Source organism: Nocardia brasiliensis ATCC 700358, from assembly GCF_000250675.2.
GTDB classification, from domain to species: Bacteria; Actinomycetota; Actinomycetes; order Mycobacteriales; family Mycobacteriaceae; genus Nocardia; species Nocardia brasiliensis_B.
On record NC_018681.1, the window covers coordinates 9,130,854 to 9,147,832 of the forward strand.

12 protein-coding genes are annotated in these 16,979 nt (G+C 69.3%); 5 read left to right on the top strand and 7 right to left on the bottom strand.

Annotated elements, in window-relative coordinates; genetic code table 11:
• Positions 1 to 309: 309 nt before the first annotated feature.
• On the bottom strand, positions 310 to 1,260 hold the full coding sequence (locus O3I_RS40875) for a GlxA family transcriptional regulator (RefSeq protein WP_014988946.1): 951 nt from the start codon (positions 1,258 to 1,260) through the stop codon (positions 310 to 312).
• A 104-nt stretch (positions 1,261 to 1,364) separates the two neighbouring features.
• On the opposite strand from O3I_RS40875, the gene O3I_RS40880 reads away from it, so the two are divergent.
• Positions 1,365 to 2,120, top strand: a complete 756-nt coding sequence (locus tag O3I_RS40880) for a phosphohydrolase (protein WP_014988947.1) — start codon at positions 1,365 to 1,367, stop codon at positions 2,118 to 2,120.
• 77 nt (positions 2,121 to 2,197) lie between these two features.
• Here O3I_RS40880 and O3I_RS40885 read toward each other — a convergent pair whose 3' ends face one another.
• From O3I_RS40885 to O3I_RS40905, 5 genes are all read right to left on the bottom strand, one after another.
• Entirely contained in the window at positions 2,198 to 2,563 is a 366-nt protein-coding gene (locus O3I_RS40885; protein WP_014988948.1) for a hypothetical protein, read from the bottom strand.
• A 235-nt stretch (positions 2,564 to 2,798) separates the two neighbouring features.
• Entirely contained in the window at positions 2,799 to 4,631 is a 1,833-nt protein-coding gene (locus O3I_RS40890; RefSeq protein WP_014988949.1) for a phosphoenolpyruvate carboxykinase (GTP), read from the bottom strand.
• 244 nt (positions 4,632 to 4,875) lie between these two features.
• Positions 4,876 to 6,465 (bottom strand): hypothetical protein, encoded by a 1,590-nt coding sequence (locus O3I_RS40895; RefSeq protein ID WP_014988950.1) that lies wholly within the window; start codon positions 6,463 to 6,465, stop codon positions 4,876 to 4,878.
• The gene (locus tag O3I_RS40900; protein WP_014988951.1) at positions 6,452 to 7,585 is read right to left on the bottom strand and encodes a hypothetical protein; all 1,134 of its coding nucleotides are present in this window, start codon (positions 7,583 to 7,585) and stop codon (positions 6,452 to 6,454) included. Before O3I_RS40900 ends, O3I_RS40895 begins: the two co-directional genes overlap by 14 nt.
• 62 nt (positions 7,586 to 7,647) lie before the next feature.
• A complete protein-coding gene (locus O3I_RS40905) occupies positions 7,648 to 8,430 on the bottom strand; it encodes an SDR family oxidoreductase (RefSeq protein WP_041563191.1) in 783 nt (260 codons plus the stop codon).
• 153 nt (positions 8,431 to 8,583) lie between these two features.
• On the opposite strand from O3I_RS40905, the gene O3I_RS40910 reads away from it, so the two are divergent.
• The 4 genes from O3I_RS40910 to O3I_RS40925 are packed head-to-tail and all read left to right on the top strand — an operon-like array spanning position 8,584 to position 14,614.
• Complete coding sequence (locus tag O3I_RS40910; protein WP_051067097.1) at positions 8,584 to 9,927, top strand: lipase family protein; 1,344 nt, start codon at positions 8,584 to 8,586, stop codon at positions 9,925 to 9,927.
• A gap of 59 nt (positions 9,928 to 9,986) precedes the next feature.
• Positions 9,987 to 10,838, top strand: coding sequence for a tRNA (guanosine(46)-N7)-methyltransferase TrmB (gene trmB / locus O3I_RS40915; RefSeq protein WP_014988954.1), 852 nt, complete (start codon positions 9,987 to 9,989; stop codon positions 10,836 to 10,838).
• Positions 10,838 to 11,566: an NYN domain-containing protein gene (locus O3I_RS40920; protein WP_014988955.1), complete on the top strand. Its 729-nt coding sequence runs from the start codon at positions 10,838 to 10,840 to the stop codon at positions 11,564 to 11,566. The genes trmB and O3I_RS40920 overlap by 1 nt, the downstream gene beginning before the upstream one ends.
• Positions 11,567 to 14,614, top strand: a complete 3,048-nt coding sequence (locus tag O3I_RS40925; protein WP_014988956.1) for an MMPL family transporter — start codon at positions 11,567 to 11,569, stop codon at positions 14,612 to 14,614.
• A gap of 63 nt (positions 14,615 to 14,677) precedes the next feature.
• Here O3I_RS40925 and O3I_RS40930 read toward each other — a convergent pair whose 3' ends face one another.
• On the bottom strand, positions 14,678 to 16,411 hold the full coding sequence (locus tag O3I_RS40930; RefSeq protein WP_014988957.1) for a DUF2339 domain-containing protein: 1,734 nt from the start codon (positions 16,409 to 16,411) through the stop codon (positions 14,678 to 14,680).
• Between the last annotated feature and the right edge of the window lie 568 nt (positions 16,412 to 16,979).

The window sequence follows — 16,979 nt, forward strand, 5'->3', positions numbered from 1 at the left end:
GCCTTGGCAAACGCTCCCTGCTCGCGATTCCGTGACCACCGACCATGACCAATAGCACCACACATTCCGGCTCACGCGGCGGGAAACACGCGCAACGGGTGTGGATGACGTGTCATAGACCGGCCGCGGACGGGATGGTTGCCGCGAGGATTCCCACACCCGTCCCGAGCCGTTCTCGCCGGGTATTTGTTGGCATGGAACGGGATTCGACTCCTGCACCGTGAAAACCGGTGCGCGGCCGGAAGGCTCACGCGTACCTATTGTCGCGTCATCCCCACTTCCCACCGGAGCGCAACTGGGGAGCACACGTCAACGGCGTAGCGACCGGCGATAGTCCGCCGGGGTCGCACCGGTCGCCGCACGCAGATGCGCCCGCAGTGCGGTGACACTGCCGAAACCGGACCGCTCGGCCACCACTTCGACTGGCAGGTCGGTGGTTTCGAGCAATTCGCGGGCTCGCACCGTATGCTGCGCGTCCAACCACCGCCGCGGTGTCGTACCGACCTCCCGTTTGAACCGGCGAATGAACGTCCGTTCGCTCATCAGCGCGTGCGCCGCCATCGCCGAAACATCCGGGGCGACAGCCGGGTCCCGCGTCACCCACGCCAGCGTCGCGGCCAGGCCGCCGTGGAAGCTGCCGCCCGCCAACGGATCCGGGATGTATTGCGCTTGGCCGCCGGTCCGGTGCGGCGGCGTCACGTTCCATCGGGCGAGTTCGGCCGCGGGGCCGGCACCGAGTTCCCGGCGCGCGATATGCAGACACAGGTCGAATCCGGCCGACAACCCCGCCGAGGTCAGGACATCGCCGTCGTCCACGTAGAGCGCTGCCGGGTCCAATTTCACCGCGGGGAAAAGATCGGCGAACTCGTCGCAGTACGCCCAGTGCGTGGTCGCGGGCCGGTCGTCCAGCAGCCCGGCCCGGGCCAGCACGAACGCGCCGACACAGATGCTCACCATGATCGCGCCCCGGGCCGCGGCGGCACGCAGTGCCGAGAGGGCGTCGTCCGGTGGTGGCAGCGTGGGCAGGGCGATGCCGGGGACGACGACGATGTCGGCCTGCTCGAGGGATTCCAGCCCGCTGTCCACCCGCAGATCGAATCCGTTGGGCGTCCACACCGGCCCACTGCGCAGGCCACACGTGGTCATCTCGAAGCCCGCCGCTTCGCCGAACTTGCTCGGTCCGTGCCGGAAGACCTGGACGGCGCAGGCCAGGTCATAGGTCATGACGCCGTCCAGGGCGAGCGCGACGACCTGTTTCACCCCTGCAGTTTGGCACGAATCCGAGCATTCGTGGCATCTCTGCCACTCGTTGCTCGCTCCCGCGTGCGATTCACTGAACCCGAGTCAGTGGAGAGGGGTTCGCAATGGGCACGCCGCGCGGCATCGACGGGGAATGGGCGATCAGGACAGGCGGTGCGCTGTCGGGCAAGCAGCGCCGGCAGCTGTTGGTCACCGTCACACGGGCGTTGCCCGCCCTCATCGCCGACCGCGCACGACTCGCCGCCGGTCGGCGCGGTGCGGGACGGCTCGACTTCGCGGGCCTGCGAGTACCCGATTCCGCACTCGCGCGTGCTGCCGAAGAGCAAGCACGCGAAGCACTTTCCATCCATGTGCTCGGACATTCCTACCGCACCTACTTTTTCGGCCGCGTCCTCGCCGATCTCGACGGTGCTCGCTACGACGACGAACTCGTCTACGTCGCCAGCCTGCTGCACGACCTGCAACTCGAACACCCCACGCCCGGTCGCTGTTTCGCGGTCACCGGCGCCGAACGGGCCGTCGAGTTCGTCACCGGCGCGGGCGCCACTGCCGAACAGGCCGCCGCGATCGGCACCGCCATCGCCACCCACATCACCCCCGGCACCGGCAAAGACCTCAGCGAGCCAGGCCGTTTCATCTACGCGGGCGCGTCCGTCGACGTCGTCGGCGCCCGCATGGCCGACCTCGACCCCGCCTGGGTCACCGAACTCCTGCACCGGCACCCCCGCCACAATTTCGCCGCCCACATGTCCGCCGCCCTCACCAACGAGGCCGCCGCCGTCCCCCGCGGCCGCACCCGATGGCTCCTCACCCGAGCCGCCATGCGCCCCTTGATAACCCACGCCCCCTTCGACGAATGAGTTTGTCACTCAGCATCGGCGACTGAGCCGAAAGGGCTGTCTCTTCGACGGTGACAGCCCTTCTGTGCGTGATTCACTCAGCTCAGGAGTTTGGTCCCGGCGTAGCTGCCCCACTGCACTTCGACGATCTCGTCGGCGGAGTCGTTGTAGGCCGAGTCGATCCACTCAGTGACCTTGGTTTCCGCCTCCCTCAGTGCAGGCTCTGGAACATCGGTCGGCGAATCCACCCGGATCAAGTAGTACGTCCTGTCGGCAGGATCCTGTCCAGGATGATCGGCAGCCCAATGCAGGTGCATCTCGTAATCGGCCTCGGTCTCTCGAGCCAACTCGATCCGCGCGTCGGCGAACTCCGGGAACCTCGCAATCTCGCGTTCCAACGCTGAACGGGTTGCCTTCGCCTGCGTCGGCGTGCAGTACAGCTGGACGACCAGATAGCTACTCACGGCTTATCCGTCACATCCTCTCAGTCGATGGCACGACAGTGCCGTGGTAGCGACCCGCGGCGCGTAGGGCTGTTCTACCGGTTGCGGCCCCGCGACGCCGGATCTGTCGATGCGTGGGCGCACTGCACACCGGCTGGCGCACAACGAATTCGGCTGATTCTGTGCGGAAATTGTTTGGGGGGCAAAAGGGAACCGCCCGCACCGAAAACGGTGCGGGCGGTTCGAACTCGGGGGATCAGCCGAGGCGTTCTTTCAGGGCCTCGAATTCGTCACGAACTCCGGAAGGCAGTTTGTCGCCGACGAATTCGAACCATTCCTCGATGAGCGGGATTTCTTTGCGCCACTCGTCGGCGTCGACCTTCAGGGCCTCGTCGACGTCGTCGGGGTCGACCTTCAGGCCGTCGAGGTCGAGCTGGGCGGCGACGGGGACGTTGCCGATCGCGGTGGCCTCGGCCTCGGCCGTGCCCTCGACACGGCCGACGATCCACTCCAGCACGCGGGAGTTCTCGCCGAAGCCGGGCCACAGGAAGCGGCCGTCTTCGCCGCGCCGGAACCAGTTGACGTAGAAGATCTTCGGCAGCTTGGTGGCGTCGGCGTTCTTGCCGAGGTTGATCCAGTGGTTCAGGTAGTCACCGACGTGGTAGCCCATGAACGGGATCATCGCCATCGGGTCGCGGCGCACGGTGCCGACCTTGCCCTCGGCGGCCGCGGTCTGCTCCGACGACAGGGTGGCGCCCATGAAAACGCCGTGCTGCCAGTCGAAGGACTCGGTGACCAGCGGGACGGTGGTCTTGCGCCGGCCACCGAACAGGATCGCCGAGATCGGCACGCCCTGCGGATCGTCCCACTCGGGGGCCAGGATCGGGCACTGCGCCATCGGCGTGCAGTAGCGCGAGTTCGGGTGCGCGGCCAGCGTCTCGGTTTCCCGCAGGTACCAGTCGTTGCCCTTCCAGTCGATCAGGTGATCGGGCTCGCCCTCCAGGCCTTCCCACCACACGTCGTTGTTGTCGGTCAGCGCGACGTTGGTGTAGACGGTGTTGCCCGCCTCCATGGTGGCCATGGCGTTCGGGTTGGAGCTGCGGTTGGTACCGGGCGCGACGCCGAAGAAACCGTATTCCGGGTTCACCGCGTACAGCTGCCCGTCCTTGCCGAACCGCATCCAGGCGATGTCGTCGCCGAGGGTTTCGGCGCGCCAGCCCGGGACGGTCGGCTGGATCATCGCGAGGTTGGTCTTGCCGCAGGCGCTCGGGAAGGCGGCGGCGATGTAGTAGGCCTTGTTCTCGGGGGAGATCAGCTTGAGGATCAGCATGTGCTCGGCCAGCCAGCCCTCGTCGTGGGCCATGGCCGAGGCGATCCGCAGCGAGTAGCACTTCTTGCCGAGCAGCGCGTTACCGCCGTAGCCGGAGCCGTAGCTCCAGATCTCGCGGTCCTCCGGGAAGTGGGTGATGTATTTGGTGTCGTTGCACGGCCACGGCACGTCGGCCTGGCCCTCGGCCAGCGGGGCGCCGACGGAGTGCAGCGCCTTCACGAACGGGCGATCGGTGCCGAGCTTCTCCAGCGCGGCGGTACCCATGCGGGTCATCACGCGCATCGAGACGACGACGTACTCGGAGTCGGTGATCTCCACGCCGAGCTTGGGGTCCTCGGCGCCGAGCGGGCCCATGCAGAACGGCACCACGTATAGGGTGCGGCCCTTCATCGAGCCGCGGTACAGCTCGGTCATGGTGGCGCGCATCTCGGCGGGGTCGACCCAGTTGTTGGTCGGGCCGGCGTCGGACTCGCTCTTGGAACAGATGTAGGTGCGCGACTCCACGCGGGCCACGTCCGAGGGATCGGAGAGCGCGAGGAAGGAATTCGGCTTCTTCTTCGGGTCGAGCTGCTTGAAGGTGCCCGCCTCGACGAGCTGAGTGGTGAGGCGATCCCATTCTTCGTCGGAACCGTCCGCCCAGACCACGCGCTCTGGCTGAGTTAGTTCTGCGACTTCCTGTACCCAGGCGAGTAGTTCGCTGTGCTCGGTCGGCGGTTTGCCGTCGGATCCACGAAGACCAGGAATGGTCGCTGAGGTCATGAAAACTCTCCTGAGATGGGCGGTCCCTACGATCTGTCTCCGCTTGGCCCAAGGCCCTTGACCAGCGGTAACACACCGAGCGCCACCATTGGCGGGAAGGCACCCGCTACGACCAGTCGAAAGCCGCGCCCCGGCTGGACGGCGGACGAGGACTTAGCGGACGCCCAAGTTCCTGATTAGAGGTTAACGCGATGTGACGACCGGTACGGAATCGGGTTCGTCACTATGTACCCATTCCCAATAGTTATTCAACCGGCGTGATCCAGCGGTCGAGGATCTCGATGTCGCGTTCACATGCGGCGAGTTGTCCGGGTTGTTCGGCGACGGTCCGGCGTAATCGCGCTTCGACCTCGGCGACCCGGCGATCGGTATCGACCATGCGGGTGGCGCTGGCGCGCACGACGCGATCCGCCAGCACCGTCTCGGTTTCCACGAGCGCCGTCGCCACGCGCTGCTCGAGCTGGGCTTTTACGTTGATCAGCGCGTCGGATACCCACTGCCGCACGTGCGCGCGATCGGCGAGTTGCCCGCGCGCCCGCACCACCCAGCCCGCGGCGCCCGCGCCGAGCAGCAGGGTCACCGGCACACTTGCCACGTCGAGCGCCGGAACGAGCGCGAAGGGCGAAACCAGCAGCCGGCCGAGGCCGACACCGGCCGACGCGCCCAGCACGATCATGAGGTGATCTTCGACACCCCGGTGCCGCGGATCGGGGTCCGGACCGACTCTGGGCGCGGGGTCGCGGCGGCGCGGCGGCAGTCCGGTCTCCGGCGCGGCGACGCCGCCGATATGCGCGGCCAGCTCGGCGAGCCGCTGGTCGATGGCCTGATCGACGCCGCCGGTGAGTTCGGTCACGGCGTGCTGCAGCCGATCCGGGTAGCCGGTCAGGTCGCGGCGGCGCAACCGGTCGAGATCGCCGCGGGTCGCGGTGTGCAACGCCCGGATCCGCGCGCCCACCTCGGTCATCAGGTCGACGCGGGCCAGGTGCAATTGACCGCGCAGGGTGGACATGGCGGTGGCCCGGCCGCCGTCGCGCCCGGCCAGCAGCACCGCGCGTTCCTCGCGCAGCCGGGCCGATTCGGCGCCGGAGCGCAGGGTGGTCACCTGCTCGGTGACCCGCTGGCGGGTTTCGGTCAGCACGCGCGCGGTCACGGCGGCGAGCCGGTCGCCGCCGTCGGCTTCCGCGCTCTGCGCCGCCGCGGCCAGCTGCGCGTGCAGCGCGCCCAGCCCGGAGCGGTCCATCAGTCCGGCATCCCCGGACGTGCGGGCCGCCGCGGCCAGCCGCGCCGAGACCGGCAGGATGTCGAGCTCGCCCGCGCCTTGCCCGGCCAACAGGGCCAGGTCTCGCTCGCGCACGGCGCGCCAGTCCTGATAGGCGTGGATGCCGTTCATGGCGAGCAGGATCCGCGTGCCGTCGGACCGTAGGCGCCGCACGAGGCGCAGCGTGTCGGCGCCGAGCGTGGTGCCCGCGTCCAGCAGGATCAGCGCGAGCGACGCGGGCGCCGATCCCGTCTCCGCGGGCAGGCCCACCTCGGCCACCGGGTCGGCGAGCGGAATCCGCGGTTCGAAGCGCGCGAGTTCGGTCCGCAGCAGCGTGGTGTTGGCGTCGAGGGGGCCGATCAGCAGGACCGAGCCCGCCGCGCCGCCCTCGCGCACGGCGCGCAGCAGCGCGGTCCCCTGCGGATTCCACCGCGCGACAACCGCTTCGACGTCGGGCGCGAGCGGACCGGACGGGCGCGCGGCCGATCCCGGCTGTTCGTCCTCGGCGGGCAGGTCCAGCGAATCGGCCGCCGGACCGGCGCCCGGCGGTCCGTCCGGTATGTCAGAGACCGGCACTGCTCATCCGTTCCCATAGTCGGACGTAGCCGTTGTGCACCCGTAACGCCGCACGGCGGGCGGTGGCGGGCATATCGCTGGCGACGACCGCGCGCCAGCGGGCGGCGCGGGCCATCGCGTCGTCGGCGTCGGCCGGCGCGGGCGAGGGATAGCCCGCGGCCAGGTGCGCGACGGACGGATGCGCCAGCCCGGCGCACAGGCCGAGCCAGCGGGCGTCGTCCCCGAAGAGATACTTCTCCAGGATCTCGCGGGCCCGGCTCTGCTCCGCGGGCACCGCGCGGGCGGCCAGGCGCGTGAGTTCGTCGAGCAGTTCGCCGCCGCGCAGCGCGGAGACCTGCTCATAGCGCCGATGCAGCAGCCGGTGCAGCGTGTCGATACCGCTCGCCGCGTGCAGGATCTGCAGCAGGGTCTGCGGCGCGAGTTCCGGATCGTGCCGGAGTGCGGCGAGCGCGCAGGTCACCCCGTACAGGTCCCAGCGCTGCAGCAGTTCGACGCGGGCGGCCTGGTCCGGGCCGGGCGCGACGAAGAGGTCCGGCGAAAGGGTCAGCGCCGCATCGTCGTTCGCGAGCAGTCGGCGCAGCGCGGCGATATCGACGTCGGTCATGGCGCCGGCTCGGGTGCGGACGGCGAGCGAGGCGACCACCGGCAGCACAGCGACGCCGAGCTCTCTGCCGTACTGCTCCGCGGCGGTGACCGCGTCGGCCCAGCGCGCGCCGATCGCATCGGCCTTGTTCAAGACCACGACGGTGCGCTCGGGCGGCAACGTGGCGATCAACCGTCGATCCGCGGGCGACGGAGCCGCCGACAGTACGTAGACGACGATGTCGGCGTCGAGCGCCGGCTCCGGCGTCTCCGGCTCGTCGACCGGCCCGGTTTCGACGGCGGACATGAGCGCCAGCGCGTGCAGCACCGTGGTGCGGCCCGCGTTGGCCCGGCCGGTGACTTGGATTCGCGGCGGTTTACGCCACGTACTGACCGCGGCCCCCGCCGCATACCCGATCTGCGCGTCCCGCCCGGTCCCGAAGGCCAGGTCCGCGAGCAGCTGATCGAGGTAGTCCTTTTCCCCCGTCGGCACGCCGCGTTCGCGCAACGGTCCCTCGTGCTCGGTGGCTGTCGGCATGCTGCACCCCCTTTACGGTGCGCAATTCTTGCAGAAGTCGCGGCGGCGCAGGCAGCGACCGGTCAGGTGCCGCTGAAGTATTTGTTCACCGTGCGCACCGCCCAGTTCGGGGCGTATTTGGCGGCGGTGGCCAATACCTTCGCCTGCGCCCCGATCTCGTAGTGCACCCGGGGCAGCCTGCCTCGCTTACGGGTGGCCTCCCAAATGCCCTCGGCGACGTCCTGCGCGGTCAGTCGCACGCCGAGTGATTTGGTCGTGCCGGTCTGCACGCCGTCGGTCATCGCGGTGTCCACGAACAGCGGCCAGATCGCGATCACCCGGATGTCGAACCGCTCCCATTCGAGATCCAGTGCCTCCGTGAGGCTTTTGACCGCGGCCTTGCTCGCCCCGTAACTGGCGAGTTCGGGCTGGCCGTAGATGGCCGAGGCCGAGCACAGGTTCACCACTTGAGCGCCCGGTGTGTCCCGCAGATAACGGAACGCCGCATGCGTGCCGATGAGCACCCCACCGAGGTTGACGTCGATGATCGCCTGATGGGCGGCCAGTTCGAGCGTCTCGAACTGGCCCGCGCGCAGGATGCCCGCGTTGTTGATCAGGACGTCCAGGCCGCCGGCCTCGGCGTGGAACTCGGCGAGCCGCTCGGCCCACTGGGTGGCGTTCGTCACATCCAGTACGCCGGTGCGCACGCTGCCGCCCTGGCCGGTGATGTCGGCGGCGAGCCTGCTCAGGCCCACCTCATCGATGTCGTAGGCACCGACCTGGTATCCCTGCGCAGCGAAAAGCAGCGCCGTCGACCGGCCGATACCCGCTGCCGCGCCGGTGATGAACACTGCTGGTCTGCCCATGTCGGCGAGTGTAATGCGGAACTGGCAGGATCCTGCCGTCTTCCCAGACCCGGCGCCGGTCATTTACCCTGCTGAATACGGTCGGCGCCATAGTTGGTGCGTAACTTCGCTTTTCGAGTGCGGTACACCGGCCTCACGGATGAGGAGGTCGAGATGACCGCGGATATCGTCGACGCCGGCGCATCGGAGCCCGCCCTAGCGGGCCGTAAACCACTGCTGCCCAGCGCGGATCCGTTCCACCGGCCGCCCAAGGGGTATGCCGCCAAGGCGCCCGGCACCATCCTGCGCAGCCGCAAGATCGAACTCGCCCTGTTCGGCGTTGTGCCCCAGCAGGTCTGCGCCTGGCAATTGCTCTACCGCAGCAGCGATATGCACGGCACGCCGGAGGCGGCGATCACCACCGTCCTGCTGCCTCAGGACGCCGACCCGTCGCAAGACCGTCCGCTGCTGGCCTTTCAGACCGCGATGGACGCGGTCACCGAGAGATGTTCTCCTTCTTACGCATTGCGCTACGGCGCCCGCGCGCTCGGCTCGGTCACCCAGTTCGAATGGCTGCTCGTGGCGAACGCGCTGCGCCGCGGCTGGGCCGTGAGCATCGCCGATCACGAGGGTCCGCGCGGAAACTTCGGCGCCCCACGCGAACCCGGCTACCGCGCGCTCGACGGCATGCGCGCGGCACTGCGCTTCGCGCCGCTCGGCCTGCGTCCGGATACCCGGATCGCGGTGTGGGGTTACTCCGGTGGCGGCATGGCGAGTTCGTGGACGGTCGAGATGGCCCCGACCTACGCCCCGGAACTCGATATCGTCGGCGCGGTACTCGGCGCGCCCGTGGGTGATCCGGGTGCGGTGTTCGCCCGGTTGAACGGCACCAGCTACGCGGGCCTGCCCGCGATCGTGATCTCCGCCCTGCGCAGGCTGTACCCGGCGCTCGGCGCGCTGCTGCAGAACGAACTCACCCTGGACGGGCACCGTTTCGTCGCCCGCGCCGAGACCTCGACGCCGTTCGGCGCCATCTTCGGCCTGGCCAACAAGCGCATGGACGACTACCTGACCCGCCCGCTCGACGAGGTGATCGCCACCCCGGAGTTCCAGGCGATGTTCGACGATCTGCGCCTCGGTAATTCGACGCCGACCTGTCCGCTGCTCGTGGTGCAGCCGGTGCACGATCAGGTCATCCACATGGACGGCATAGACGGACAGGTGGACCGCTATCGACGCGGCGGCGCGCTGGTCAGCTACGTGCGGGACCGGTTGAGCGAGCATTTCTCGCTGTTGCCGCTGTCCACGCCGCTCAGCCTGGACTGGCTCGCCGACCGGCTGGCCGGGCAACCGGTGAGCGACGAGGGCGACAGCACGGTGTGGTCGGTCGCCGCGTCGCCGGCGGCGGCGCGCGGATTGCTGGCGATGATGGTGACCGCGGCCAAGGTCGCGCTCGGCCGTCCGCTGCGTCAGGAGAGTGCGGCGGCGGCCCCGATCGCCCCCGCGCGCGCCGCCTGACCTCCTGCTCGCCGGCTTGCGCGCAGTCGATTGCCGCACCACTGGCCGGATGCTGGACAATGGACGCCGTGAACGACGCCGCGAACCATACTGCCGAGTCAGTTCCGGGCCCGCCGTCCACAGGATCGGCCCCGACTGAACCCACCCACCCCGTCGGCTCCGCCGCCGGCCGTCCCGCGGAACGTGGCCCCCGGAGCACCACCGGCTCCCGCCTGTACCCACGCGTGACCAGTTTCCGGTCGCGCCGTGGCGCCCTGACCGCGACCCAGCAGCAATCGTGGGACCGCATGTGGCCCACCATCGGGCGCGAAGTGGCCGACGAACCACTGGACGCCGCCGCCTGGTTCGGCCGCGAAGCTCCCCTGGTCATCGAAATCGGTTGTGGCACCGGCACCGCCACCGCCGCCATGGCACAGGCCGAGCCGCACCTGAACCTGATCGGGATCGAGGTCTATCAGCCCGGCCTGGCGCAACTGGTGCAGCGGATCGAACGCGAGCAGATCCCGAACATCAGGCTGCTGCGCGGCGACGCCGTGGACGTGCTGGAAAACATGGTTGCTGACGAGTCGCTGACGGGCGTCCGAGTTTTCTTTCCGGACCCGTGGCCGAAGGCCCGCCATCACAAACGCCGACTCTTGCAACCCGCCACATTCACGTTGATCGCGAATAAATTGAAATCCGGCGGTGTGTTGCATGTCGCGACCGATCACGCAGGCTATGCCGAACACATTGCCGAGGTCGGCGCGCAAGAGAGCCAGCTCAGAGGCCTGAACGAGAGCACGGGCGGGGTCAGCGCGGACCATCGGGACAGCGCCCCGATCGGCTTCGAAAGGCCCGTCACGAAATTCGAAGGCAAGGCACATCGTGCGGGTAGCGCCATCACGGAGCTCATATGGGGGAAGATCGAATAATGAGTGTCAGTGAGATGGCCCACGAGGTGGTCGAAGTTGCCGGGGAGGTGCAGGGCACCGGATCCGAGGGTCTCGGTGGCGCGACGCCGGACGTGCGCCGGGTCCTGCTGGTGTGGGACGCCCCGAACCTCGACATGGGTCTCGGAGCCATCCTCGGTGGGCGGCCGACCGCCGCCTACCGGCCCCGGTTCGACGCGCTCGGCCGGTGGCTGCTGGCGCGCACGGCCGAGCTGTCCGTCGGCACGGTGCACCGGGTCGAACCGGAAGCGACCGTCTTCACCAATATCGCCCCCGGCACCGCCGACGTGGTGCGGCCGTGGGTAGAGGCGCTGCGCAACGTCGGCTACGCGGTGTTCGCGAAGCCGAAGATCGACGAGGACTCCGACGTCGACGCGGACATGCTGGCGCACATCGAACTGCGCAGCCGCGGTGCCGGATTGGCCGGCATCATGGTCGCCTCGGCCGACGGTCAGGCGTTCCGGGAGCCGCTCGAGGAACTCGCCGCCGCCGGAATCCCTGTTCAGGTACTCGGGTTCCGCGAGCACGCGAGTTGGGCCGTCACATCCGATACCCTCGAGTTCATCGATCTCGAGGACATCCCGGGCGTGTTCCGTGAACCGCTGCCCCGGGTCAGCCTCGACTCGCTGCCCGACGAGGGCGCCTGGCTGCAGCCGTTCCGGCCGCTGTCGGCGCTGCTCACCTCTCGCCCCGCCCAAGGAGTCGCTTAAGTGTTCACACGCTGGGGCGATCTGGTCTACAAACTGCGCTTCGGCGTGGTCGGTGTCGTCGCGGCCGCGCTGTTGGCGCTGGGCGGGTACGGCCTCGGTCTGGGCAGCCACCTCAGCTCCAGCGGGTGGGACGACCCGACGTCGGAATCCGCACAGGGCGCCAAGATCGCCGACGCCGCGTTCGGCCGCGATCACACCAGCGACGTGATCGTGCTGTACACCGCGCCCGAGGGCAAGACGATCGATGATCCCGACTTCAAGGCGAAGGTGCTCGACAGCCTGAACAGCCTGCCGAAGAAGTACCCGGAGATCACCAAGGTCAACGGCGCCTACTGGCAGACCGAGACCGGCCCCGCCTCCCCGCTCACCTTCGGTTCGAAGGACAAGAAGTACACGTTCGCGTCGCTGGCCATCAAGGGCGACAACGACACCGAGATGTTGAACAACTTCCGCAAGGTCAAGAACGTCTTCGACGTTCCGGGCGTCACGGTGCAGGTCGCGGGGCTGCAGGCGGTCGCGGGCACGTTGAACGACACCATGGCCGAAGACCAGCACCGGATGGAGATCCTGGCCATCCCCGCGGTCGCGGTGCTGCTGTTCTTCATCTTCGGCGGCTTGATCGCGGCCGGGCTGCCGCTGATCGTCGGTGGTCTGACCGTGATCGGCGCGCAGGGCATCGTCCTTTTCATCACCAGGTTCACCGAGGTGAATTCGTTCGTCGCGCCGGTCGTTTCGATGATCGGCCTGGGTCTGGCGATCGACTACGGCCTGTTCATCGTGAGCCGGTTCCGCGAGGAACTCGCCGAGGGCTACAGCACCTCCGCCGCGGTCCGCCGGTCGGTGATGACCGCGGGCCGTACCGTCGTGTTCTCCGCGACCATGATCATCGCCAGCCTCGGCGGCATGCTGCTGTTCCCGCAGGGCTTCCTCAAGTCGATCGCCTACGGCTCCATCGCGACCGTCTCGCTCGCCGCGCTGACCTCCATCACCATCCTGCCCGCCATGCTCGGCGTGCTCGGGCCGCGGGTGGACGCGTTGGGGCTCAAGCGGTTCCGCAAGACCAAGACCGCCGAGGAAGTCGAGAACGGCTTCTGGGGCAAGTGCACCCGCTGGGTGATGCGGCATCCGCTCAAGATCGCCATCCCGATCTGCATCCTGCTGCTCCTGCTGATCATCCCGGTGAAGAACCTCGCCTTCGGCGGCATCAACGAGCGGTACCTGCCGCCGGACAATTCGACCCGGCTCGCGCAGGCGAAATTCGACTCGATCTTCCCGCTGCGCAAGTCCGATCCGATCCAGCTGGTGTTCGTCTCGGACAACAGCAACGAGGTCGGTAAGGCGTGGGCCGAAGCCAAGCAGGCTCCCGGCCTCGCGGGCACCTTCGAGGTGCCGTCGCGCTCCAACACCGATCCGAACGTCTACCGCACAAGCGCGACGCTCGCCGACTCGGAGAACGCCGACCCGACGATCGAGTACCTGCGCTCGATCGACGTGCCCGACGGCGTGGCCATGTACGTCGGCGGACAGCCGGTCATCCAGAAGGACAGCATCGACGCACTGCTCGATCGCATGCCGCTGATGATCGCGCTGGTGCTGTTCGTGACCACGCTGCTGATGTTCCTGACCTTCGGCTCCCTGGTGCTGCCGATCAAGGCCGCGTTGATGAGCGCGCTCGGTCTGGGTTCCACGCTCGGCATCCTGACCTGGATCTTCGTCGACGGGCACGGCGCGCGGCTGCTGAACTTCACCCCGCAGCCGATCATGTCGCCGGTGCTCGTGCTGATCATCGCGGTGATCTACGGCCTCTCCACCGACTACGAGGTCTTCCTGCTCTCCCGCATGGTCGAGGCGCGCACCCAGGGCGCGTCCACCACCGAGGCGGTCCGCATCGGCACCGCGCAGACCGGGCGGATCATCACCGCGGCCGCGCTGATCCTGCTCGTGGTGACCGGCGCGTTCGCGTTCTCCGACCTGGTGATGATGCAGTACCTCGCGTACGGCATGATCGCCGCGCTCTTCATCGACGCCACCATTCTGCGCATGCTGCTGGTGCCCGCCACCATGAAGCTGCTCGGCGACGACTGCTGGTGGGCGCCCGCCTGGATGAAGAAGATCCAGCAGAAGATCGGGCTCGGCGAACCCATCCTCGACGACGAGCGGCCCGGTGGCGGCGAGGTCGTCGACCTGGTGAAGACCACGCCGATCACCGACCCGGTCACCATGCAGATCCCCGCCGTGGCCGACCCCAACAAGCCGCGCAAGCCACGCAGACCGCGCACGGTGGAGGAGATCGAGGCCGAGGCGCCGACCAAGCACCTCGACAAGATCAAGCCCGGCGCGCCGAAGCCGCCGCAGGCCGCGCCCGCCCCGGCGCCACTCGACCCGACGCGGCAGCGGCCGATCCCGCCCGCAGGCTTCCTGTCGGACCCGAACATGCCGCGCCCGACCGGATATTCGGCGGTCCCGCCGGAACCGATCACACCGCGGGTCAGCCCGCCGACCACGAGCAGACCGGATCCGGCTGCGGCACGCCCGTTTTCGTCCATCCCGCACGACCCCACCGGTCCGCGGCCCACTCCGCCGCCGGCGCCCCGGACGGAAACGTCCGCCGGCGCCCCGTTCTCGGCGTTCGAGTCGCCCGCGGCGAACACCTTCGAGCCGCCCGCCCCGGCCCCCTTCGAGCCACCGGCCGCGACCCCGGACGGCGCCCGGCGTCCCGAGGCGAAGTTCGAGCCGACGCAGCCCACGCCGTCCGTCGCACCCTTCGCCGGCGCGGACCCGCGGCCGTCCATGCCGCTGCCCAGGTTCATCGATCGCAATGCGACACAGGACAATTCGACTCAGCACGGCGCGCCGGAGGTCGCGGCGGAACCCGCCGAACCCGCCGACGATCCGAACCGCAACAGCATCGAGAACTGGATGGCCGAACTGCGCTCCTCACGGCGCGGCGGTAAAGCGCCCGGCAAGGCCGAGGAGGGCCGTCATTCCGGTGGCGACGGACGGACCGTCAGCGTGAACGAACTGCTGCGCCGCCGCGACACCGAATAGTCAGCACACGAAAGAACCGCCCCCGCACCGTAACTCGGCGCGGGGGCGGTTCTCTTCCGCCGGTCAGTCCGCCGACGGCGGCGTGGCCGCGGCCTCCGCGAAGGCCCGTGCGTACCTGGTGCCGACGACCAGGAGCAGGACGCCCACCACGAGGAAGGCCGCCACCCGCACCAGGCCGTCGAGAGTGGCCAGGTCGAACAGGAACAGTTTGGCCAGTGCGGCGACCGTGACCAGGAGGCCGGAGCCGAGAGCGAGTTTCGCTACAGCCGAAGCCTTTCCGAGGTTGCGCAGCCCGTAGAACAGGGACGCGGTCGCGCCGGCCATCCACAGGATCGTCGCCGCGCTGTGCCCGATCACGAAGCCGTCGTCCGTGCCGGTCGCGACGGCGATCGACACCGCCGCGGCGGTCACCGAGTACAACCCCGCGATTCCGGCCACGATCCACTGCAATTCGGCGGTGTTCCGCAGAGCCGGTACGGTGCGCGCGCACCACACTCCTACCGCCACGACGGCCATCAAGAGCACGGCGGCGAGCGCCGTCGCGAAGTTCAGGCTCTGCTCCGAACGCTGCTGCGCGGCCAGGATTTCCGGGCTCGCGATGTTCAGGAACGCGAGCGCGCCCAGCGCCGCGAAGGCCGCACCGAGACCGGCGGCGACACCGGAGCGGCGCTGCCCGGCCACGCCGAGGAAGCCGAGTGCCACCAGGAACCACGCGATCGGCAAGGTGCGGGCATCGGTGACGGCGACGCAGACCTCCAGTAGCGCGATGGCTCCGGCGACCGCCGCAACCGTTGCGGTGTGACCCGGAATCTTCACGAGCGCCGCGACTTTCGGCACCAGGGCGGTGGCGGCCACGAGCAGCAGCACCGACGCGCAGACCGCGGCGATCAGCGTCGCGACCGGGCGATCGAACTCGTACATCCCCGGCGCGGCCAGCAGCGGGACGGTCGCGATGGCGAGCGTCAGCGAGGCGGTGATATCGGCAGGCCGCCGCCGGACCACCAGGATGGTCCCGGCCAGTCCGACCACCGCCACCGCCGCTGCCGCGGCCAGCAGACGCAACCGATCGTCGGACGTGTCGAGCAGCGCACCGGCGACGGCGACGAACGTGGCCAACGCCGCGGGCAGCGTCCGCACCACGTGCAGATACGGCCAGTCCCGCAGCATCTGCACCGGGAGGCAGGCCAGCTGCAGCACGATCAGGAAGGCGAGCAGCACCAGCTCGGTGGTGAGCACCGGCGACAAGACCGCAGCTCCGAGCACCACCAGGACCGCCAACGGCTGCGACTGCCAGCGCATCGCCAGCGCCACCCCGATGGCGGCGACGCCGAGCGCCACCGCGAACCCGAGCACCGGATGCAGCCAGTGATAGATCGCGGTCACCGCGACGACATCGAGGTACGCGCCCGCGATACCGGTGGCCGCCAACGCGATACCGCCGACCCGCCCGCCCGGCCGATCGAACACCCGCAGACCCGCAGCCACCAGCGCGGCCGAGAACGCGGCGCCCGCAACCACTCTGGGCACCGGGCCGAAGAACCCGGCCTGCGCGGCCAGCACCAGCAGCATCACCACACCGATCAACGTGACACCCACCCCCGCCACCGCCAGCAGCTTGCTGATCAACCCGTCCCGCTGCCACCACGGCGTATGCGGCACCGGCGGCCCGGCCCGCGGCGGCACCGGCGGCCGCAGCCCCGGCCCGGGCATCCCGCGCATCGGCATCGGCGGCCGCCCACCCCACGCCCCACCCTGCGGACCGTACATGGGCACGTACGGCGGACCCTGCGGCGGCATCGCCCCGGAACCTGCTGCCGCCCAAGCCCCTTCAGGCCCCGACGGAACACCCAGCACCTGCGATGCCGCAGGCGGAACCGCGCCGAAGCCCTGCGCAGGCGGTACAGCACCCGGCATCTGAGCCCCCGCAGGCGCACTCGGCGCCGACGCAACGCCGGGGATTCGACCCGCCACAGGCGAACCTGTGCCCGCCGCAAACCCACCCTGTGCCAGCGCAGCACCCGGGACCTGAGCGGCTGCAGGCGGAACCGCGTCCGCCCCCGTTGCGGCACCTGACCCCGGCGAACCGGCACCCGAGATAGGAGCCGTGCTCGAGCCATACGTCTGAGGGACCGAACCCACACCCGGAACCCGATCCGGACCCGCCCCCGCCGCCTCGCCCGGTACCGTGCCCGCTGCCGCAGCAGACGCCGCGGAGGTATCCGCGCCAGGCGTCCGCGCCGCCGAATCCTGTGCGCCTGGAACTCCACCCGCACCCGGAGTCGCGGCCAATGCGGGCGGCACCCGGCCCGCTTCCGGCGCGGTCGTAGTTCCGGCAGTCTCCGCGGCCGACTCCTGGTCGGGAGCC